This is a genomic window from Campylobacter concisus (assembly GCF_902460535.1).
Classification (GTDB): Bacteria; Campylobacterota; Campylobacteria; order Campylobacterales; family Campylobacteraceae; genus Campylobacter_A; species Campylobacter_A concisus_AS.
This window is the reverse complement of sequence record NZ_CABPTV010000001.1, coordinates 124756-146013: the sequence shown is the minus strand read 5'-3', so window position 1 is coordinate 146013 and position 21258 is coordinate 124756. Positions and strand designations below refer to the sequence as shown.

General features: G+C 40.6%; 17 protein-coding genes, 3 tRNA genes and 4 rRNA genes. 9 read left to right on the top strand and 15 right to left on the bottom strand.

Annotation, left to right across the window (positions count from 1 at the left end; all coding sequences use genetic code 11):
- Positions 1-5 precede the first annotated feature (5 nt).
- The gene (locus FZ945_RS00745; protein WP_004318176.1) at positions 6-785 is read right to left on the bottom strand and encodes a flagellar motor protein MotB; all 780 of its coding nucleotides are present in this window, start codon (positions 783-785) and stop codon (positions 6-8) included.
- Positions 785-1552 carry a motility protein A gene (locus tag FZ945_RS00740; protein WP_021086711.1) on the bottom strand — a complete coding sequence of 256 codons (768 nt, stop codon included), beginning with the start codon at positions 1550-1552 and terminating at the stop codon, positions 785-787. The genes FZ945_RS00745 and FZ945_RS00740 overlap by 1 nt, the downstream gene beginning before the upstream one ends.
- A gap of 136 nt (positions 1553-1688) precedes the next feature.
- On the opposite strand from FZ945_RS00740, the gene glmU reads away from it, so the two are divergent.
- Genes glmU through truA form a run of 7 tightly spaced genes read left to right on the top strand, consistent with a single transcriptional unit; the run spans position 1689 to position 8064 of the window.
- A complete protein-coding gene (glmU, locus tag FZ945_RS00735; RefSeq protein ID WP_103569053.1) occupies positions 1689-2999 on the top strand; it encodes a bifunctional UDP-N-acetylglucosamine diphosphorylase/glucosamine-1-phosphate N-acetyltransferase GlmU in 1311 nt (436 codons plus the stop codon).
- Positions 2986-4158, top strand: coding sequence for a bifunctional phosphopantothenoylcysteine decarboxylase/phosphopantothenate--cysteine ligase CoaBC (gene coaBC, locus FZ945_RS00730; RefSeq protein ID WP_148802027.1), 1173 nt, complete (start codon positions 2986-2988; stop codon positions 4156-4158). The genes glmU and coaBC overlap by 14 nt, the downstream gene beginning before the upstream one ends.
- On the top strand, positions 4155-4841 hold the full coding sequence (locus tag FZ945_RS00725) for a hypothetical protein (RefSeq protein WP_148801786.1): 687 nt from the start codon (positions 4155-4157) through the stop codon (positions 4839-4841). Before coaBC ends, FZ945_RS00725 begins: the two co-directional genes overlap by 4 nt.
- 3 nt (positions 4842-4844) lie before the next feature.
- Positions 4845-5516: a polyprenyl diphosphate synthase gene (gene uppS, locus FZ945_RS00720; protein WP_148801784.1), complete on the top strand. Its 672-nt coding sequence runs from the start codon at positions 4845-4847 to the stop codon at positions 5514-5516.
- Positions 5517-5523: 7 nt separating this feature from the next.
- Entirely contained in the window at positions 5524-6312 is a 789-nt protein-coding gene (locus tag FZ945_RS00715; RefSeq protein WP_148802025.1) for a prepilin peptidase, read from the top strand.
- Positions 6305-7333 (top strand): LptF/LptG family permease, encoded by a 1029-nt coding sequence (locus tag FZ945_RS00710; protein WP_148801782.1) that lies wholly within the window; start codon positions 6305-6307, stop codon positions 7331-7333. Before FZ945_RS00715 ends, FZ945_RS00710 begins: the two co-directional genes overlap by 8 nt.
- Complete coding sequence (gene truA, locus FZ945_RS00705; RefSeq protein ID WP_148801780.1) at positions 7333-8064, top strand: tRNA pseudouridine(38-40) synthase TruA; 732 nt, start codon at positions 7333-7335, stop codon at positions 8062-8064. Before FZ945_RS00710 ends, truA begins: the two co-directional genes overlap by 1 nt.
- Positions 8065-8104: 40 nt before the next feature.
- Here truA and FZ945_RS00700 read toward each other — a convergent pair.
- Positions 8105-8181: transfer RNA gene (locus tag FZ945_RS00700), tRNA-Arg, on the bottom strand.
- A 109-nt stretch (positions 8182-8290) separates the two neighbouring features.
- Between FZ945_RS00700 and FZ945_RS00695 the strand changes: the two genes are divergently transcribed.
- Together FZ945_RS00695 and FZ945_RS00690 are read left to right on the top strand one after the other, a co-directional pair.
- Complete coding sequence (locus tag FZ945_RS00695; protein WP_148801778.1) at positions 8291-8476, top strand: hypothetical protein; 186 nt, start codon at positions 8291-8293, stop codon at positions 8474-8476.
- 50 nt (positions 8477-8526) lie between these two features.
- A complete protein-coding gene (locus FZ945_RS00690; RefSeq protein ID WP_148801776.1) occupies positions 8527-9351 on the top strand; it encodes an adenylosuccinate lyase in 825 nt (274 codons plus the stop codon).
- 137 nt (positions 9352-9488) lie between these two features.
- Here the strand turns inward: FZ945_RS00690 and FZ945_RS00685 are convergent, their stop codons facing one another.
- The 12 genes from FZ945_RS00685 to FZ945_RS00630 form a co-directional block, all read right to left on the bottom strand.
- Positions 9489-10079, bottom strand: a complete 591-nt coding sequence (locus FZ945_RS00685; protein ID WP_262367131.1) for an isoaspartyl peptidase/L-asparaginase — start codon at positions 10077-10079, stop codon at positions 9489-9491.
- A 286-nt stretch (positions 10080-10365) separates the two neighbouring features.
- Positions 10366-10484, bottom strand: a 5S ribosomal RNA gene (gene rrf / locus FZ945_RS00680).
- Between the two features lie 473 nt (positions 10485-10957).
- The gene (locus tag FZ945_RS00675) at positions 10958-11548 is read right to left on the bottom strand and encodes an isoaspartyl peptidase/L-asparaginase (protein ID WP_262367131.1); all 591 of its coding nucleotides are present in this window, start codon (positions 11546-11548) and stop codon (positions 10958-10960) included.
- A gap of 286 nt (positions 11549-11834) precedes the next feature.
- Positions 11835-11953: ribosomal RNA gene (rrf, locus tag FZ945_RS00670) — 5S ribosomal RNA — on the bottom strand.
- A 133-nt stretch (positions 11954-12086) separates the two neighbouring features.
- Positions 12087-14991 (bottom strand): 23S ribosomal RNA (locus tag FZ945_RS00665).
- A gap of 434 nt (positions 14992-15425) precedes the next feature.
- Positions 15426-15501, bottom strand: a tRNA-Ala gene (locus tag FZ945_RS00660).
- Positions 15502-15513: 12 nt separating this feature from the next.
- Positions 15514-15590, bottom strand: a tRNA-Ile gene (locus FZ945_RS00655).
- Positions 15591-15684: 94 nt separating this feature from the next.
- A 16S ribosomal RNA gene (locus tag FZ945_RS00650) occupies positions 15685-17195 on the bottom strand.
- The 16S, 23S and 5S rRNA genes sit together here with 2 tRNA genes alongside, the layout of an rRNA operon.
- Positions 17196-17594: 399 nt before the next feature.
- Positions 17595-18281, bottom strand: a complete 687-nt coding sequence (locus FZ945_RS00645; RefSeq protein WP_148801772.1) for a type II secretion system protein — start codon at positions 18279-18281, stop codon at positions 17595-17597.
- 3 nt (positions 18282-18284) lie between these two features.
- Positions 18285-19502 (bottom strand): glycosyltransferase family protein, encoded by a 1218-nt coding sequence (locus FZ945_RS00640; protein WP_148801770.1) that lies wholly within the window; start codon positions 19500-19502, stop codon positions 18285-18287.
- Positions 19503-19511: 9 nt separating this feature from the next.
- Entirely contained in the window at positions 19512-19952 is a 441-nt protein-coding gene (locus FZ945_RS00635) for a phosphoribosyltransferase (RefSeq protein ID WP_103636256.1), read from the bottom strand.
- 12 nt (positions 19953-19964) lie between these two features.
- Complete coding sequence (locus FZ945_RS00630; protein ID WP_148801768.1) at positions 19965-21257, bottom strand: NCS2 family permease; 1293 nt, start codon at positions 21255-21257, stop codon at positions 19965-19967.
- Between the last annotated feature and the right edge of the window lies 1 nt (position 21258).

The window sequence follows — 21258 nt, the reverse complement described above, 5'->3', positions numbered from 1 at the left end:
CACGACTAATTCCTCGTATCAAGGATACTTTTCTTAGTAGCCTCTTTATTTTTTGGCTCGAGCGAAACGAAGTGAATTTCCACCCTATTGTTTTTAGCTCTGCCCTCGTCTGTGCTGTTGCTAGCGATCGGATCAAAAGAGGCTCTGCCAGAAGTGATAAGCCTCTCTTGTGGTACGCCATCGCTAACTAGCTCTTCAAGCACGCTTAGCGCCCTTGCAGTAGAGAGCTGCCAGTTATTTTTATATATAGAGTCTTTACTTGGATTTGTATTATCAGTGTATCCGATGATATCTGTTTTTACCTCATTTGGCATTTTGGCTATGATCATGCCTATTCGCTTTAAAAAGAGCTTTGCATCCTCGCCAGAAATTTCAGCGCTATCTTTGTCAAAGAGCATCGCAGCTGGAAGCCTAACGATAAAGCCATCCTCGCTCTCCTCCATCGTGATCTCAGGTGCTCCACTAGCCGTTAGTAGCTCATTTATCTTTTTAACAGTCGAAGTGACCTCATTTTGAGCGCCTTTTTGAGCTTTTGGTTTTGGAGTGCGTCTGCTTTCAGGATCTGTCTCTTTTTCTACCTGACTATCTGGTCTTGCGCCACCCTCTAGCACACTTAGCGCACCAGCTAGCGAGCCAACAGCAGCCTCCATCTTTTTAGCATCCATCGTCGCCATAGAAAGGAGCAAAACAAAGAAGCAAAGTAGGAGCGACATAAGGTCGCCAAAGGCAGCCAGCCACTCAGGCATGCACTTTGGGCACTCTTCTGGTTTTATTAACTTACCCATTATTCAAACTGACTTTTTCTATCTTTTGGAGGTAAAAATGCTAAGAGCTTAGCTTCAAGCGTTCTTGGGTTATCCCCTGCTTGTATCGCCATGATCCCCTCTAAAATGACTTGCTTCTCAAGTGCCTCATCAGCATCGCGGATCGAGAGGATGTTTGCAACAGGCGAGCCGATGATGTTACCTATCATCGCACCATAAAGTGTCGTAAGCAAGGCAACCGCCATAGATGGACCGATCGCACTAGGATCTGACATGTTAAGAAGCATCGCAACAAGGCCAATGAGCGTTCCGATCATACCCATCGCACCTGCAAAACCGCCTACTTGCTCGAAAATTTTGATGTTATTTGCATGCCTTGTGCTAGTTTGATCGATGTCAATCTCTAAAAGCGCCCTTATCGCATCTGGCTCATTGCCATCGACTGCCATTGAAAGGCCTTTTTTTAAAAACTGATTTGTCTCATTATTTACTTCGCTCTCAAGTGCTAAGATGCCATCTCGCCTAGCTTTGGTTGAGTAATCAACTACTTTTTTTATAGTCTCAGGTAAATTTACAACAACTGATGGCTTAACAGCGACTCCGTAAAATTTACCGATACCTTTAAGCGTCTCCATCTTGAAGCCAACCATCATAACGCCGATAGTACCACCAAAAACGATCATCACAGAAGGGATATCGATGTATGGTCCTATACCAACGCCTATCGCCATTGATCCAAACAAAAGCACTAGGGTCAAAACCCAGCCGACGACGGTTCCTAAATCCATTTAAACTCGCTTTATTTATAAATTCTTAAGAATTGCTATTTTATTAGCTTTTTGTTGAAACAATCGTTAAATTAAAAAAAATGTTTGCCATTTTTTGCTACAATCTGCGAAATTTTTAACGTTAAAAGGCTTAAAAATGAACAATAATACTTCAATCATAATCCTAGCTGCTGGTCTTGGCACCAGGATGAAATCAAAACGTCCAAAAGTCCTATTTGAGCTATGCGGCGAGCCGATGATCATTCACATCTTAAAGCAAGCTTATGCGATCACAAATGACGTTAGCGTCGTGCTTCACTACGAAAAAGAGTTAATTAGCAAAAAGATAAAAGAAATTTTTCCTCAAACTAAAATTTTCGAGCAAGATCTAGCAAATTTCCCAGGCACAGCTGGCGCGATAAAAGGCGTAAATTTAAGTGGCGAAAAGGTGCTTGTCACTTGCGGCGACATGCCACTTGTTAGATCAACTGATCTTATGCGTCTAGCAAATGCCGAAGCAGACGTAGTTATGAGCTCATTTGAAGCGGCAAATCCTTTTGGCTACGGCAGAGTCATCATAAAAAACGGCAAAGTTGAGGCCATCGTTGAGCAAAAAGATGCGAGTGAAGCGCAGCTTGCCATAAAGAGCGTAAATGCTGGCTGCTACTGCTTTAAACGCGAGGCGTTAGAGCAAATTTTACCGCTCATAAGCAACCAAAACGCACAAAAAGAGTACTATCTAACTGACGCCATCAAAATAGCAAATGAAAAGGGTTTAAAGTGCGTTGCAGTAAATGTTAATGAGCAAAATTTCATGGGTATAAATGATAAATTTCAGCTAAGCATTGCTGAGAAAATAATGCAAGATGAGATCAAGCAAAATTTGATGAAAGCTGGCGTTTTGATGCGCATGCCTGAGAGCATTTTCATAGACAGCAGGGCTAAATTTGAAGGCGAGTGCGTGCTCGAAGAAAACGTAAGCATCCTTGGCGAGTGCGTCATAACTGAGAGCATCATCAAAAGCTCGTCGGTGATAGAAAGCAGCGTCATCAAAAATTCAGACATCGGCCCACTAGCCCATATAAGGCCAAATTCTGAAATTTCTGACACACACATAGGAAATTTCGTCGAGGTTAAAAAAGGCGTTCTTAGCGGCGTAAAAGCTGGACATCTAAGCTATCTTGGCGACTGCGAGATAGAAAGTGGCACAAACATCGGTTGTGGCACGATCACATGCAACTACGACGGCAAGGCAAAATACAAAACCAAAATCGGCAAAAACGTCTTTGTTGGCTCAGATACACAGCTAGTTGCCCCTGTAAATATCGCCGATAACGTCATCATCGCAGCTGGCAGCACCATAACAAAAGACGTTGAGAGCGGCGCTCTAGCTATCAGCAGAGGTCGTCAAGAGAACAAAAGCGGCTTTTTTGAGAAATTCTTTGGCAAAGACGATGTTAAAAAATAAGAAAATTTTACTTGCTGTTTGCGGCAGTATCGCCTTTTATAAGGCATTCGAAATTTTATCGTTGCTTAAAAAGCAAGGCGCTGATGTTTATGTGGCTTTAAGTGACGGAGCGCTTGAGTTTTGCAGTGTAAGCGGCTTTGAAGCGCTAAGCGAGCATAAAATTTTAAGCTCACAAACGCAAAACTGGCAAGACGGCGTAAATCACATAGCCTACTCTAAAATGGATCTAGTCATCATCGCACCTGCCTCGGTAAATACGATAAATAAACTAACAGCTGGCATCTGCGACAATGTCTTCATGCAAACGCTAATCGCCGCCTCGCACGTACCTTTAGTCGTTGCCCCTGCTGCAAATAACAATATGATCGAGCACTTAGCGACGCAAAATTCACTTGAAATTTTAAAGAAGAACGGCGCTTTAGTGGTTGAGCCAGTCCTTAAAACTCTAGCTTGTGGCGACGTTGGCAAAGGTGCTTTAGCAAGCCCTGAAGTGATAGCAGAAGCTGCCATTAAAAGGCTTAGCAAGCCACTTTTTGCAGGCAAAAAAGTGGTGATAACTGGTGGTGCGACAACTGAAAAGATAGATGATGTTAGAGCCATTACAAATTTTTCAAGCGGCAAGATGGCAAGAGCCTTGGCTAGGGCCTTTTACTACGCAGGTGCAGAGGTAAAACTGCTTGCTAGTTTTGAAACTAGTAACGAGCCGTTTCTTAGCCTTAAATTTAGCTCAAGTAGCGAGCTTTTAGAGCTTTGCAAGAGTGAGTGCGAGGGGGCAAATTTACTTGTAATGTGTGCTGCGGTGAGTGATTTCGTACCGACAAAGATAGATGGCAAGATAAAAAAAGAGGACGTTGGAGAAAGCTTAAATTTAAGCCTAAACAAAAATATAGATATTTTGCAAAGTTTAAGTAAATTTAGCTGTAAAAAGATCGGCTTTAAACTTGAAATTTCAAGCAAAAACGCTCTTAAAAGCGCTAGATCAATGCTAGAAAAAAAATCGCTTGATGCAGTTTGTCTAAATATTTTGGGTGAGAAAAATGGATTTGCAAGCGAGCAAAACGAGGTAAATTTCATCACAAGGGGTGGCGAAACCCTAATGCCGCTTGCTTCAAAAGATGAGATCGCAGGGCGCATAGTGGAGCTAGCAGCAAATTTATGATAGAGCAGATCTCACGCGTCCAAAAGATAGCAAAAAACAGCCAAGCCCCGCTAGTAGCGATAAATTCGTCCTTGCCGCTTAGCATTTTGGTGAGCCAAAAGGTCGGCTTTAATAGATATATCTTAAATTTTGCTAATAGAAATTTAAACACAAAAAGCGTAAAAGAGCTAAACGTGGGCTCAAGATACTGGGGCGAGGTGCATAGTCAGGGCGAAAACATCGTCATAAAAAATTTATACGAAAAGACAAAAATTTTAGATGAAGACGTTTTGTCCGATGGGCTAAATTTGATAGAAAATTTGGTAAAAAACGAGAATTTATCGTGGCTTTACAGCTATTTATTTAAAAACTTAAGCGAAGTTAAAACAAAAGATGAGATGAGAGTGCTGGCAAAAATGCTCTTTGCTCTGCAAGAAAACGTCGTGCATATACCCTTTGCATATAGCGGTATAAACGGCATTTTCCAGCTCAAAAAAGAGGCAAATGAGATGAGAATTTTTCTAGTATTTTCAAATTTTGCGCCGCTTATTTTTAAATTTAAAGATGAAAATTTATATGAGATCGCAACTCCATTTAGCAACGTCGCAAGCTTGCTAAAAAGCGAATTTGACACGCCAGTTTTGGTGCAAAACGTAAGCGCTCTTTGGAGTAAAAAAGAGCAGATAATTGACTTTAAAGGCTAGATATTGAACAAACTTAACCACCTCGCTATCATCATGGACGGCAACGGACGCTGGGCGAAAAAGCGTGGATTTTTGCGGATAAATGGGCACGAGGCCGGAGCAAATGTGGTGAGCGATATGTGCGAATTTTGCATCGACAATGGAGTGAAAATTTTAAGCCTTTACGCATTTAGCACCGAAAACTGGAAAAGACCGCAAAAAGAGGTTGATTTTTTGATGAATTTGCTTAAAAAATTTCTTCTTTTAAAGCGTGATGATTTTATAAAAAATGGGATCAAATTTAACACGATCGGCGACATCTCGCCATTTAGTGATGAGCTAAAAAATGAGATAGAGATCACCAAAGACGCAACAAGGGAAAATACAAATTTGCTTTTAAATTTAGCGATAAACTACGGCTCAAAAGATGAGATCATAAGAGCCATAAAAAAGCTAAATTTAGAGGGTGCTGATATAAATGAAGCGAGCCTAAATGCGGCACTTGATGAGAGTGAGCCAGTCGATCTTCTCATTAGAACTGGGGGCGAGAGTAGGCTTTCAAATTTCATGCTTTGGCAGGCTAGCTATGCGGAGCTCTTTTTCACGCCGACACTTTGGCCAGACTTTGGCAAGGATGAGCTTGCAAGCATCGTTGCCAAATTTAAAGATATAGAGCGAAGATTTGGCGGAGTTTAGTGAGATAATGGATATTTTAGTCATCTTTTTTGCCGTTTTTGCTTTTGTTTTTGGCATCTGCGTGGGATCATTTTCAAATGTGCTAATCTACCGCTTGCCACGAAGTGAAAGTATAAATTTCCCAGCCTCATACTGCCCAAAGTGCTCTCACAAGCTAAATTTTTATCACAACGTTCCACTTTTTTCATGGCTATTTTTAGGTGGAAAATGCGCCTTTTGCAAGCAAAAGATAAGCCTTGTCTATCCACTAGTTGAGCTAGCCTCTGGCCTGCTTTTTCTGATCTGCTTTTTTAAAGAGTGCGGCGAAGCTTTAAGCATAGAAACCTTGCTTTATGCGCTATTTTTAGGACTTTGCTTTATCATGCTACTAGCCCTTAGCGTCATAGATATAAGATATAAAGCCGTGCCAGATCCGCTTCTTTTTGCAGCGCTATTTTTTGCATTTGCCTATGCATTGCTACTTTTTATCTTTAAAGGAAATTTTGCTCAAATTTTAAATTTAATCCTCTTTGGATTTATATTTTGGGCGCTTAGATTTGTCGTGAGCTATGCGATGAAGCGCGAAGCCATGGGCAGTGCTGACATATTTATCGCAGCGATCATCGGAGCCATTTTACCAGCCAAGCTAGCCCTTGTGGCGATCTATCTGGCCGCACTTCTTACGCTTCCAGTCTATGCGCTCGTTCGCAAAAGGGGCTACGAGCTAGCCTTTGTGCCGTTTTTAAGCCTGGGGCTGCTTGTCACCTACGCTTTTGACGCACAAATTTTAGAAATTTTAAGGTTCATTTATGAGTAGAGTAAATAAATATCTTTTGTTTAACTTTTTAGGCACGTTTGCATCGCTATTTAGTACGCTTTTTTTGATCATGTCGATCGTCTTTTTCATCCAGATCGCGCGTATCACCTCATATATCGAGATCAGCTTTGGCGAGCTCTTTAAACTCTACTCATTTATGCTCCCACGCGTGCTGCTCTTTGTCGTACCTATCGCGTTTTTCGTCTCACTTGCGATGACACTTTTTAGGCTATCAAAAGAGAATGAAAGTATCGTCATCTTTACACTTGGTGGCTCGCCAAATAAAATAGCAAGGTTTTTCCTTGCATTTTCAGCCCTTTTAAGCGCTGCCTTGCTGGTAGTTGCCATCGTCATGATACCAATAGCCGCCCAGCTAAATGCAAATTTCATCGACTATAAAAAGACAGTTGCTAAGCTAAATTTAAAGCCAACCCAGTTTGGACAAAAATTCTCCGACTGGATGGTCTATGTGGGCAGCGAAAGTGAAGACAAAAATGGCACGACCTACAAAGATATCGTCATGTTTAACCCCTTTGTCAAAGACTCACAGCGCCTAATAACCGCCAAAAACGCAAAGATAACAAATGTCAACCAAAGCATCGAACTTTCCTTAAATGAAGGAAAAATGTACGACATCAGAGATGAAATTTATCATCAAAGCAACTTCAAATCGATGAAGATAAGAACCGCCCAAAGTGAGGAGATAAGCGACGTTGGCAGCATCAAAGAGTACTGGATGGAGGCAGCTAGCAGCGATAAACGCAGAAAAGACCTTAGCACTTACGTCCTAGTGGCCCTCTTCCCGCTTGCTAGCACGCTTTTTGCGATCAGCCTTGGCATCGTCACATATAGATACGAAAAGGGCATGGTCTATGTGGGCACTTTTAGCGTATTGTTTGGATATTTTACGCTCATCATGCTCTTTTCATCAAAGCCATCGCTTGCAATACCGCTCATATTTTTCGTCTTTTTGATAGCTGGCGCCTTGCTTTATAAAGCCAAGATCACACGCAGATACTAATGAAAATTCAGCTAATCTACAGCTACGATGGCTCGAAATTTCAAGGCTCACAGACCCAGCCACACGAAAATGGCGTAGAGGATGAGCTTGCGCGCGCCTTAGCTCACGTTGGCATTTTCGAAAGAGTAGTCTCTAGCTCGCGCACTGATAAAAGCGTGCACGCAAATAACCAAAGCTCAAGCGTCGTTTGCGGCGATCACTTTAAAGACTTAAATCGCCTAAAAGATATTATAAACCGTCACGCACATCCAAGCATTCACATAAAACGCATAAATTTGGTGGATGAAAGTTTTCAAGCAAGATTTGATGCGGTCGCAAGGTCTTATAGATACGTGATAGATCACGGTAAATTTGATGTTTTTAGCTCAAACTACAAGGTGTTTTTGCCTAAATTTGACATCAAAAAAGCAAATGAAATTTTGCGAAATTTTATCGGCGAGCATGATTTTAGCGCATATATGAAAACTGGAAGCGACACAAAAAGCCCAGTGCGCGAAATTTATAAAGCGTTTTGCTACGCACGCAAAGAGCAAACTATCATAGTTTTTAAGGCAAATGGCTTTTTACGCGGACAGGTGCGGCTCATGATTGCAAATTTACTAAAAGCGCTGAAGCAAAAAAATGGCGACAAGCTCATCAGAGCTTCGCTAAATGGACGTCCTGCCCTAACTCGCATACCTGCACCTGCTGAAGGGCTATATCTAAATAGAGTTTTTTATAAATTCAACTAATCTCAAAAGTGGTCTGAAATAAAATGTGGGAGAAAAAGGATGGTGCGCCCGAGAGAATTCGAATCTCTGACCTTTTGAACCGCAATCAAATGCTCTATCCAGCTGAGCTACGAGCGCACATGAAAAATTAAGTTGTGATATTAACCAAACTTTCCTTAAAAAGAGATTGTATTCATTTTAAATTTATAACCTTTTTAGTAAAATCCTTTGTACAAAAGGAGCAAAAATGAACGATTTTTTCGATAGTCTAAAAGAGATCAAAAAAGAGCTTGCAAAAGAGCAAGGCTTGACTAAAAAGCCTCAAAAAGAGGCAGTTTCACACACAAAAGAAGAGGCAATCTTGCACAAAGAACAAAAGTTAAGAGATGAGTTTTTGGCATATACAAAAGATAGCAATATCAGGAAAATTTAACTTTGGAACACTAGTTGCTTTAAATGGGGATATTTTGAATGGAGAAACCCATGAATATAACCCAAACTTTAGAATCTTTAAGCATTTTAACCGATAGCGACGCTCTTTTTTGCGAGCTTCGCGCACTGATAAGTAAAAATTTCACAAAAACCCTAGCAAACAAAGACAAGATCATCTCTTTTTACGAAGAGAGCGAGATCCCGCAACGAAAATGCTTCTTAAAATTTATAAAAAAACTCTACGAAAAACAGGGCAACGAGCTTGACGTGACCTTTGCAAAATACAAAACCATAAAACTATCTTTAGTGCAAAGAAATGCCCTAACAAATATCTACAACATCGACATTGAGTTTTTATATGGCGAGATGATCTTTATGCTAAACAACACTCCAAAAGCTTTTGCTAGCTACATTTTGCAAAATTTCAAGAGCAATGAGTCTAAATTTGACGAGAAAAATCATAAATTTAGCCTAAAAATAAAAAAAGATAGCGATTTTGACTTAATAGAAGAGATCATTTCAAGACGCGAGCATCTAAAATTTATAGTAAATTTTAACTACAATGAAGTCAAATTTAAAGAGTTCAAAAGAAACTACAAGGTTCAAAACTCAGCCAAATTTAAAAGTCGCTTCAGTGCTTTAGCAAATTTACTAGAAGAAAATTTTGAAATTTTAGGTTGCTCAAATAGCGATAGCTTCGAAATCGTAAGAGATAGCTACCTGACCCTTGCTAAAATTTACCACCCAGACAGACACTCAAGCAAAAGCGAAAGCATAAAAAGTGAGTATAACGCTAAATTTAAAAAGATCCAAGCAGCTTATGAGGCGCTAAAACCGTTCTTTAAAAACCAAGAGAATTTTATAAAAGTTGGTTAAATAAGATAACACTTAATATAAATTTGCTTAGCGGTTTTTGCCTAAGAGCATTTATCGTTCTTGGAGCAATTTATATATTTTAATAAACTTTCTCCCTTTAAAAACTAGGCCGGATATAATCCGACCTAGCTATCTAATCATTTCTCGCCAAGTGGCCAGTAAACAACTGGTTTAGCTCCTAGTCTTGCCTCACCATGATACATACCAAGTTTATCTTTAGTCCAAGCAAAGCCAGTCTTACCAGACTTATCAATAGAGATGATACCACCACTACCGCCTAGTGCTACTACCTCTTTTACAGCCTCCTCAGTTGCTTTTTGTACATCTGAAGTTTTGTATTTATAAAGAGCTGAGACCTCATGAGCAGCATTTACACGCATGTAGATATCACCTGTACCTGTGCAAGAGACTGCCACTGAGCCATTATCTGCATAGGTCCCAGAGCCAATTATCGGACTATCGCCTATACGGCCAGTCATTTTATTTGTCATACCACCAGTGCTGGTTGCTGCAGCTAGATTGCCATTTTTATCAAGCGCAATCGCTCCAACAGTGCCAAGATATGGACGCTCATATAAATTTAGCGAAGTTTTCTTTGTCTTTTCACTATCAAGCATGAGCTTTTGTTTCTCTTTAGCCCTTTGGAGTGCGTCATATCTAAACTGTGTGAAAAAGTACTTTTGATCAACCATCTCTAGGCCGTTTTCTTTGGCTAGTTTGCAGTCTATACATTTTTTATGCTTGAAAAATTTAACATCATCATAAGTATTTTTTTACAAAGACCTATTTCATACTATTAACCTATATTATCATAGACCGAGAGCATCATACCTTAACACCATCTCGTCATAATTTGCAATTTTTCATTAATAAAAATAAACATATTAACTAAATAAAAAATTTTAAAAAAACAAGAAAATAAATTTTAAAAAGGCAAACAACTCAATAATATAAAAAACATAAAAAATTAATTAATCAATTAAACATATAAGAATTAAAGCAGATTAACAACAAAGCCCGCAACGACCTACTTTCCCAACATCCCAGTAAGGGAGAGTATCATCAGCCAGGACGAGCTTAGCTTCTTGGTTCGAGATGGAGCAAGGCGTTTCCTCGTCTGTATAGTCACGGGCAGTGTTAAATAAAAGATATATTAGATAAATCTCTTATTTAACACTACTAGATAAAGTTAAAAGTCATAAACAAAGTTTTGTAAAAACATATCTTATTAAGTTTTTATCCTTAACAAGGAAGTGATGCTTATTAAAAGATAAGCAGACGAGCTATTAGTACTGGTCAGCTAAAGGACTTTCATCCATTACACACCCAGCCTATCAAACACATAGTCTATATGAGCTCTTAAAAGAAGATTCATCTTGGAGTTGGCTTCCTGCTTAGATGCTTTCAGCAGTTATCACATCCCAACATAGCTACCGAGCGGTGCCCTTGGCAGGACAACTCGTACACCAGTGGTTGGTTCGACCCGGTCCTCTCGTACTAGGGTCAACNCCTAAGAGCATTTATCGTTCTTGGAGCAATTTATATATTTTAATAAACTTTCTCCCTTTAAAAACTAGGCCGGATATAATCCGACCTAGCTATCTAATCATTTCTCGCCAAGTGGCCAGTAAACAACTGGTTTAGCTCCTAGTCTTGCCTCACCATGATACATACCAAGTTTATCTTTAGTCCAAGCAAAGCCAGTCTTACCAGACTTATCAATAGAGATGATACCACCACTACCGCCTAGTGCTACTACCTCTTTTACAGCCTCCTCAGTTGCTTTTTGTACATCTGAAGTTTTGTATTTATAAAGAGCTGAGACCTCATGAGCAGCATTTACACGCATGTAGATATCACCTGTACCTGTGCAAGAGACTGCCACTGAGCCATTATCTGCATAGGTCCCAGAGCCAATTATCGGACTATCGCCTATACGGCCAGTCATTTTATTTGTCATACCACCAGTGCTGGTTGCTGCAGCTAGATTGCCATTTTTATCAAGCGCAATCGCTCCAACAGTGCCAAGATATGGACGCTCATATAAATTTAGCGAAGTTTTCTTTGTCTTTTCACTATCAAGCATGAGCTTTTGTTTCTCTTTAGCCCTTTGGAGTGCGTCATATCTAAACTGTGTGAAAAAGTACTTTTGATCAACCATCTCTAGGCCGTTTTCTTTGGCTAGTTTGCAGTCTATACATTTTTTATGCTTGAAAAATTTAACATCATCATAAGTATTTTTTTACAAAGACCTATTTCATACTATTAACCTATATTATCATAGACCGAGAGCATCATACCTTAACACCATCTCGTCATAATTTGCAATTTTTCATTAATAAAAATAAACATATTAACTAAATAAAAAATTTTAAAAAAACAAGAAAATAAATTTTAAAAAGGCAAACAACTCAATAATATAAAAAACATAAAAAATTAATTAATCAATTAAACATATAAGAATTAAAGCAGATTAACAACAAAGCCCGCAACGACCTACTTTCCCAACATCCCAGTAAGGGAGAGTATCATCAGCCAGGACGAGCTTAGCTTCTTGGTTCGAGATGGAGCAAGGCGTTTCCTCGTCTGTATAGTCACGGGCAGTGTTAAATAAAAGATATATTAGATAAATCTCTTATTTAACACTACTAGATAAAGTTAAAAGTCATAAACAAAGTTTTGTAAAAACATATCTTATTAAGTTTTTATCCTTAACAAGGAAGTGATGCTTATTAAAAGATAAGCAGACGAGCTATTAGTACTGGTCAGCTAAAGGACTTTCATCCATTACACACCCAGCCTATCAAACACATAGTCTATATGAGCTCTTAAAAGAAGATTCATCTTGGAGTTGGCTTCCTGCTTAGATGCTTTCAGCAGTTATCACATCCCAACATAGCTACCGAGCGGTGCCCTTGGCAGGACAACTCGTACACCAGTGGTTGGTTCGACCCGGTCCTCTCGTACTAGGGTCAACTCTCCTCAATCTTCTTGCGCCCACGGCAGATAGGGACCGAACTGTCTCACGACGTTCTGAACCCAGCTCGCGTACCGCTTTAAATGGCGAACAGCCATACCCTTGGGACCTGCTCCAGCCCCAGGATGCGATGAGCCGACATCGAGGTGCCAAACCTCCCCGTCGATGTGAGCTCTTGGGGGAGATCAGCCTGTTATCCCCGGGGTACCTTTTATCCTTTGAGCGATGGCCCTTCCACACAGAACCACCGGATCACTAAGACCGACTTTCGTCTCTGCTTGACGTGTATGTCTCGCAGTTAAGCTGGCTTATGCCTTTATACTCTACGAACGATTTCCAACCGTTCTGAGCCAACCTTTGTAAGCCTCCGTTACATTTTGGGAGGCGACCGCCCCAGTCAAACTACCCACCAGACATTGTCCTACTTGAGGATAACTCAAGCTAGTTAGCTATCAGAATAAAAAAGAGCGGTATCTCAACAATGGCTCACCATAAACTGGCGTCTATGGATCAAAGCCTCCCGCCTATCCTGCACATTTTTATCCCAATAGCAGTGTCAAGCTGTAGTAAAGGTCCACGGGGTCTTTCCGTCTTGCCGCGGGTAGGAGGAATTTTCACCTCCACTACAATTTCACTGGATCCCTCTTCGAGACAGCTCCCATCTCGTTACGCCATTCATGCAGGTCGATATTTAATCGACAAGGAATTTCGCTACCTTAGGACCGTTATAGTTACGGCCGCCGTTTACTCGGGCTTCGATCAAACGCTTCGCAGAGCTAACGTCATCAATTAACCTTCGAGCACCGGGCAGGCGTCACACCCTATACATCCTCTTACGAGTTAGCAGAGTGCTGTGTTTTTGGTAAACAGTCGGGAGGGACTCTTTGTTGTAACCTTCAATGCTTACGGAGTAAATCCTTCACAAAGTTAGGCACACCTTATACCGAAGATACGGTGCTATTTTGCAGAGTTCCTTGAAGAGAGTTCTTCCACGCGCCTTAGAATACTCATCCCACCCACCTGTGTCGGTTTACGGTACGGGCAACTATAACTAAACTTAGAAACTTTTCTTGGCTCGACAGTATCAAGGATTTACGATTCATTCCGAAGAACTTCACGCACCTGTAAGGCCTCGGCTTAAAGGAGCTCGGATTTGCCTGAACTCCAACCTGCACCTTTCGACCAGCACTACCATCCGCTGGCTCCTCTAACTCTAAGCGTCCTTCCATCGCACATTATAGTTGGCATTGGAATATTAACCAATTTTCCATCGCATACCCCTTTCGGACTTTGCTTAGGACCCGGCTAACCCTACGATGACGAGCATCGCGTAGGAAACCTTGGGTTTACGGCGTTGGGGATTCTCACCCCAATTATCGCTACTCATGCCTGCATGCTCACTTGTATTCGCTCCAGCACTCCTTACCGGTATACCTTCAACACAAATACAACGCTCTCCTACCACTTAGTAAAACTAAGTCTAAAGCTTCGGTACTCATTTTAGCCCCGTTATATTTTCCGCGCAGAATCACTAGACCAGTGAGCTATTACGCTTTCTTTAAAGGATGGCTGCTTCTAAGCCAACCTCCTGGTTGTTTAAGTAACTCCACATCGTTTTCCACTTAAATGAGATTTAGGGACCTTAGCTGTTAGTCTGGGTTGTTCCCCTCTCGACGACGGATTTTATCACTCGCCGCCTGACTGCCATGATTACACACTAGGTATTCGGAGTTTGATAGGGTTTGGTACATTGGTGTATGCCCTAGCCCATTCAGTGCTCTACCCCCTAGTGTTACTACATGACGCTATACCTAAATATATTTCGGAGAGAACCAGCTATCACGATGTTTGATTGGCCTTTCACCCCTATCCACAAGTCATCCCATAGCTTTTCAACGCTAGCGGGTTCGGTCCTCCACCGGCTCTTACACCGGTTTCAACCTGCTCATGGATAGATCACATCGTTTCGGGTCTGCAACGTCTGACTAAACGCCCTATTAAGACTCGCTTTCGCTACGGCTCCGGGTTTCCTTAACCTCGCCAGACATCACAACTCGCAGGCTCATTATGCAAAAGGCAGTCCATCACCCTGATAAATCATAGGGCTCTGAATGATTGTAAGCAAATGGTTTCAGGTTCTATTTCACTCTGATCACCTCAGTTCTTTTCACCTTTCCCTCACGGTACTTGTGCACTATCGGTCTAGTAGTAGTATTTAGGGTTGGATAGTGGTCTACCCAGCTTCAGACAGAATATCACGTGTTCCGCCCTACTCAGGATACTGCTAAGTAAAATAAAGCTTTCATATACGGGGGTATCACCCTCTGTGCCTAACCTTTCCAGGTTGTTCTATTAGCTAAGTTTAGTCTATATTGCAGTCCTACAACCCCACTAGTAAACTAGTGGTTTGCCCTCTTACGCGTTCGCTCGCCGCTACTAGCGTAATCTCTTTTGATTTCTTTTCCTGAGGGTACTAAGATGTTTCAATTCCCCTCGTTCGCTCCGTTATACGGTAACTAATATCTCTATTAGTTGGGTTGCCCCATTCAGAAATTCCCGGATCAAAGCCCCTTGACGGCTCCCCGAGACTTATCGCAGCCTGGCACGTCTTTCATCGCCTCTACTAGCCAAGGCATCCACCACTTGCTCTTTGTAGCTTACCTTTTCTATATTAGATTATTCTAATTCGCATCACTTCCTTGTTAAAGATAACTTTATGTTACTACATTTAAATTCTAACTCTCAAGACGGAAAGCATTGACTACTATTTAGATAAGTTTTAAATCCTAAATAGATTGTGATGTCAAACTTTTGCATTAAATGCAAAGAGAATAGAAATTTAAATCTTTAACAAGTCCTGTAAAATTGTTTTTAAAACTTGCTTGTGACTATTAACAATATTAATTAAAAGAACATTTAGACTTCGCAGACTAGCAAGCTAGTCTTTACGACCAAAGAGTTACACCCTTTGGAAACCCCTAAAGCACAAAGTTACTTTCGGCAACTTCGTCATCAATAAAGATTAAGTACGCTTAAAAGTCTAAAGTAAATGTTTCTAAAAACACTTAATATAGACTTTTACTGTTAAACTATTTTATGGTGGAGAATAGCGGGATCGAACCGCTGACCTCCTGCGTGCAAAGCAGGCGCTCTCCCAGCTGAGCTAATTCCCCAATTAAATTCTCTGGTGGGCCTAACAAGACTTGAACTTGTGACCTCACCCTTATCAGGGGTGCACTCTAACCAGCTGAGCTATAGGCCCCTATAGGTCTATCAATCTTTCAAAACTAAACAAGGATGATTGAGAATATCTTTCTTATAGATATCTTGTGAGAGAATATCTATATGTACTCTAGAAAGGAGGTGATCCAACCGCAGGTTCTCCTACGGTTACCTTGTTACGACTTCACCCCAGTCGCTGATTCCACTGTGGACGGTAACTAATTTAGTATTCCGGCTTCGAGTGAAATCAACTCCCATGGTGTGACGGGCGGTGAGTACAAGACCCGGGAACGTATTCACCGTAGCATGGCTGATCTACGATTACTAGCGATTCCGGCTTCATGGAGTCGAGTTGCAGACTCCAATCCGAACTGGGACATATTTTATAGATTTGCTCCATCTCGCGATATTGCTTCTCATTGTATATGCCATTGTAGCACGTGTGTCGCCCCGGACATAAGGGCCATGATGACTTGACGTCGTCCACACCTTCCTCCTCCTTACGAAGGCAGTCTCATTAGAGTGCTCAGCCGAACTGTTAGCAACTAATGACGTGGGTTGCGCTCGTTGCGGGACTTAACCCAACATCTCACGACACGAGCTGACGACAGCCGTGCAGCACCTGTCTTAACATTTCTGCAAGCAGACACTCTTCTATCTCTAGATGATTTGTTAGATATCAAGTCCGGGTAAGGTTCTTCGCGTATCTTCGAATTAAACCACATGCTCCACCGCTTGTGCGGGTCCCCGTCTATTCCTTTGAGTTTTAATCTTGCGACCGTACTCCCCAGGCGGTATACTTAATCCGTTAGGTGCATTACTGCCAAGACTAGCTTAGCAACAACTAGTATACATCGTTTAGGGCGTGGACTACCAGGGTATCTAATCCTGTTTGCTCCCCACGCTTTCACGCATTAGCGTCAGTTGAGTTCCAGCAGATCGCCTTCGCAATGGGTATTCCTGGTGATCTCTACGGATTTTACCCCTACACCACCAATTCCATCTGCCTCTCCCTCACTCTAGATTATCAGTTTCCCAAGCAGTTCTATGGTTAAGCCATAGGATTTCACAAGAGACTTGATAATCCGCCTACGCGTCCTTTACGCCCAGTGATTCCGAGTAACGCTTGCACCCTCCGTATTACCGCGGCTGCTGGCACGGAGTTAGCCGGTGCTTATTCGTTAGGTACCGTCATTGTTCTTCCCTAACAAAAGGAGTTTACGCTCCGAAAAGTGTCATCCTCCACGCGGCGTTGCTGCTTCAGGGTTTCCCCCATTGAGCAATATTCCCTACTGCTGCCTCCCGTAGGAGTCTGGACCGTGTCTCAGTTCCAGTGTGACTGATCATCCTCTCAGACCAGTTATGCGTCATAGCCTTGGTGAGCCATTACCTCACCAACTAGCTGATACAATATAGCCTCATCCTACACCGAAAAACTTTCCCTATCTAACTTATGTCAGACAGGAGTATAGAGTATTAGCAGTCGTTTCCAACTGTTGTCCTCTAGTGTAGGGCAGATTAGCTATACATTACTCACCCGTGCGCCACTAACTCATAAGAGCAAGCTCTTACTTGTCCGTTCGACTTGCATGTATTAGGCACGCCGCCAGCGTTCACTCTGAGCCAGGATCAAACTCTCCATATTAACCTTCTTTAGCGTAAAGCAAAGCTTTACTAAGAAGCAACACTAAAGACTAAGATTGCTAATGCAATCTAGTAATAATGTTTTTACTAAAATTGCTTTTAGTATTTATTATGAAGTTTTTAATCAAAAAAACTTTTAGTTTTTATATTAGTTTGTCTAATCTATTATTTAATCATAATAGACTGGCTCAATCGATCACTTGTTTAGATTTCAAAGATTGACTAATAGTTTAACAATTGTAAGTTAAAAGAACAACGATAAGAAAAAGGCTTTATTAACGTTGAAGTTAAAGGTGGTTTCTCGTTTCGTGAGCTGGAATTATATATGAGGGATGCTTAAAGGGAGATTAAAAAATGGCAACTTTTTTAAAAAATAAAAACTATAAATTTTTAATCAAATTTAACTATTTTCTTTTATAGATGCAAAGCCACTTTCTTTTTCTATAATAATGGTTGTTTGATTACCACGTTTGTCAGTTATTGTTATACTGCAATCTTTTTTAACAAGTCTATCGTATGGTCGCTTTATACCACCACCAACAGTGCTTATTGTCCACATCGGTCGTCCCATCTCATCAAAGGCTACTTTTTTATTTGCCTTACCTTTTACACATCCACCAGATAGAGTTACATCTATTATGCCAAATCTTTTTTCTATATTTAGCTCTTTGTTTATCTTTTTGCAGTCACCACCTGGCATACCACTCCAGCCAGCTGTTAATAACTTTCCAGTCTTATAAATATCACTTGCAAACTCATCTTGTGAATTCGGGTTTCCAGTCATACTTTTATCATAATAAACACTATATTTCCAAGTTAGCTCATTATTTTTATCAACCGAACAGCCATCTACTTTATCTTTCGCAAAGGCTATCGTCCAGCGCTGTTTTGCCCATCCTTTTTCGGTGATAGAATACTTATCATCCTGCATAGCAAGGTGTTGTGTGTATCTTATGTGAGTTAAAATTTGAGTTGCAGCTTCTCTTGAGGCATTTCTATTTAGTTTTGGGATCATAATGGCAGCTAAAATTCCAACAACAACAATAACAAAAACAAGCTCTATCATCGTAAAAGCTCTTTTTTTCATAGCTTATCGTTCCTTGATATTGAAATTTGCAACTACTTTTCCCATTTTTTCTATACTAAATTTTGACTTCTCATCTAAATCGGCACTTGCTAATAAATTTTTAGAGTAGCTTTTTGTTTTTATCCCATAAAATTTAAGCCTTAGTGCAAGCCTTGTGTCATCAGTCGCTATATCTTGCACTCCAGCCTCTTTTAGCTTATCTGCTAGCTCTTTTGCTACATCAAATTTATAAGTGAGATGCTTTGTAGGATCGTTTAAAAAGAGGTAAAAAATTTGATTAAAGATGATCGCTGACCAGTTAAATACCAAAAAAAGCATCACTAAGCTAGTGCAAATTTTGTGTCCTTTTCTAAATTTTGGCAGTCTCACGCGATACGAGTTGAAAAAAACTCTTACCATAAGTGGCGTTGCGATCACGCAAAATGGCAAAAACTGCTCAAGCTCCAGCCTTTGGCGCACAGAGACTATCATACAAAAGCAAAATGAGCAAATGGCGATAAACCACAAAAGATCCTTCTTCTCCTTAACCCAAATTCTATAAATCGTATATACAAAAAAGATAAAGACAAATGGCGAAAATACAGCAGCAAATATGCCAAAAGTATCGATAAAGTGCCCACTTGGTCTGCCATTTGTTTCAAAGCCAAAAAAGTAAAGTGTCAGCAAAAATAAAATGGCACTTAGCCAAGCAAGAGGCGGCTTTCTTTTATAAAGCGCAAATATAAAAAATCCTGCATAAAATATCAAAAAATCGCCATCTATGAAAAAGGCTAGGCAGAAAAAGAGACTAAATAAAATTTTCTTTTTAATATGGAAAAGATATATGCACAAAAGCGCTAAAGTGATGCAAATTCCAGCGTTATTTATGATAAGGGCTGAAGCTAGCGTGCCAGGAAGTAGCACAAAAAGTAGGACCGCTACGATCCTGTCAAACTCAAGCTTGATGTAAAATTTGCTCACCTTATACATCAAAACTACGCTTGCGATGTGAAAAAAGATCATCACGCCTCGCACAGCAAGGTCATTTTGACCAAAAAAATGGGCGCTTAGTTTTAAGATATAGCCAAGAAGGCTGTGCTTTTGAAAGAAAATTTCAGCCTCGTTGTAGCTTATGCTAAGAGAATTTGCCGCATAAAGTAGAAATACAAAATCAATCAAACATATCAAAAATACGCTAAAAGCAATGTGCCTACTAGCAAATTCTCTAACTCTTTCTAACAAATCGCACCCTTAAATATGTATATCCCAGAAAAACTCAACCCAGTCATGAGCCTCTTTTACTTTAAATTCAGGCAAAAGCAGAGCCTTCTCTTTATAAAATACAGTAGCTATCTTTATATCTAAATTTGGATAGCGTTTAAGCAGCTCTCTTTTTATCTCGACCATGCTCTCGCCGCTATCGATGATATCATCAACAAGCAAAATTTTAGTGTATCTGCTAAGATCTGGCACATTAAAAATTTGTATCGTATCAAGCTTGTTTGTATCCTCGTAGTGGATAGAATTTAAAGTAAATAAATTTCTATTTTCAAGTGCAACGGCTAGCGAGTGGCCAAGCGTTAGACCGCCTCTTGCCACAGCTAGTATCACTTCTGGATCAAACTCATCTTTTATCTGTTTTGCCATCCTTTTGGCATCAACGGCAAATTCATCGTAGCTATAAAATATCATCTTTCATCCTTATCAATGCACTAAAAATACGATAAAACTAATGAGTGCTAGCACGACTACGCCTAAATTTATATCGCTAAATTCTCTCTTTATGAGCTTAACTATGACGTATGACATAAAGCCAAATGCAAGGCCATTTGTGATCGAGTAAGTAAGCGGGATGAGCACAACTATGAAAAATGTCGCAACGGCGATGGCTGGATCTTTGAAATTTATACTAGCAAGCTCAGCAAACATAAGCACGCCAACCATTACAAGGATCGGATAGATGGCGTTACCAGGGATCGCTTTAAAAAGTGGCAACATAAATAATGTAAGTATAAATAAAAGTCCGCAAAATACAGCCGTTAGACCAGTCCTACCGCCCTCTTCTACGCCACTAGCGCTTTCTACAAACGATGTGGTCGTACTTACACCTACAAGCGAGCCAGCTGCGGTAGCAACAGCGTCAGCTTCAAGAGTTTTTTCAAGTTTTACGACGCCATCTTTTTTGTTTTCGTCAAATATCCCAGCCCTCGTGCCAACTCCAGCTAGCGTGCCTATCGAGTCAAAAAGATCGGTCACAAAAAATGTGATAACAACTGGAAGCAATGCTAGACTAAACGCACCTTTTATATCAAGCTCTAAAAATATCGGTGAGATAGAGGCTGGAGTTGAGAAAATTTCTGTTGGATGAGGAGCGATGCCAAGCACCCAAGCTATCACTGAAGTGACAAGCACAGCTAGGATAAATGCGCCCTTTATCTTCCATGCCCAAAAGCAGATAACCAAAAATAGCCCCAAAACGCCAAGAAGCACGTTTGGATCTTTGAATTTTCCTATGCCAACTAAAACCGCATCGTTATTTACGATAAAGCCCATTTGCTGAAATGCCACAAAGCTGATAAATGTGCCTATACCAGCGCTTATCGCTCTTCTTAGATCAAGTGGGATGGATCTTATTATCCACATCCTAAAATTTGTAAAAGATAAGACGACAAATATCACGCCACTTAAGAAAACAACGCCAAGAGCCGTTTGCCAAGGCACTTTCATGCCGATGCAAAGACCAAATGTAAAATAAGCGTTAAGCCCCATACCAACGCTCATCGCAACTGGCGTGTTCGCCCAAAGACCATTTAATATCGTAGAAAATATGGTAATTAGCGCTGTTGCAGTGATTAGTGCCTCATAAGGCATGCCAGTTTTGCTCATAATGATCGCATTTACTGGCACAATATACATCATCGCTAAAAATGTCGTAAGTCCCGCTCCAAATTCCTGCTTCACACTCGTTTTGTTTTGTGCTAAGTCAAAAAACTTCACC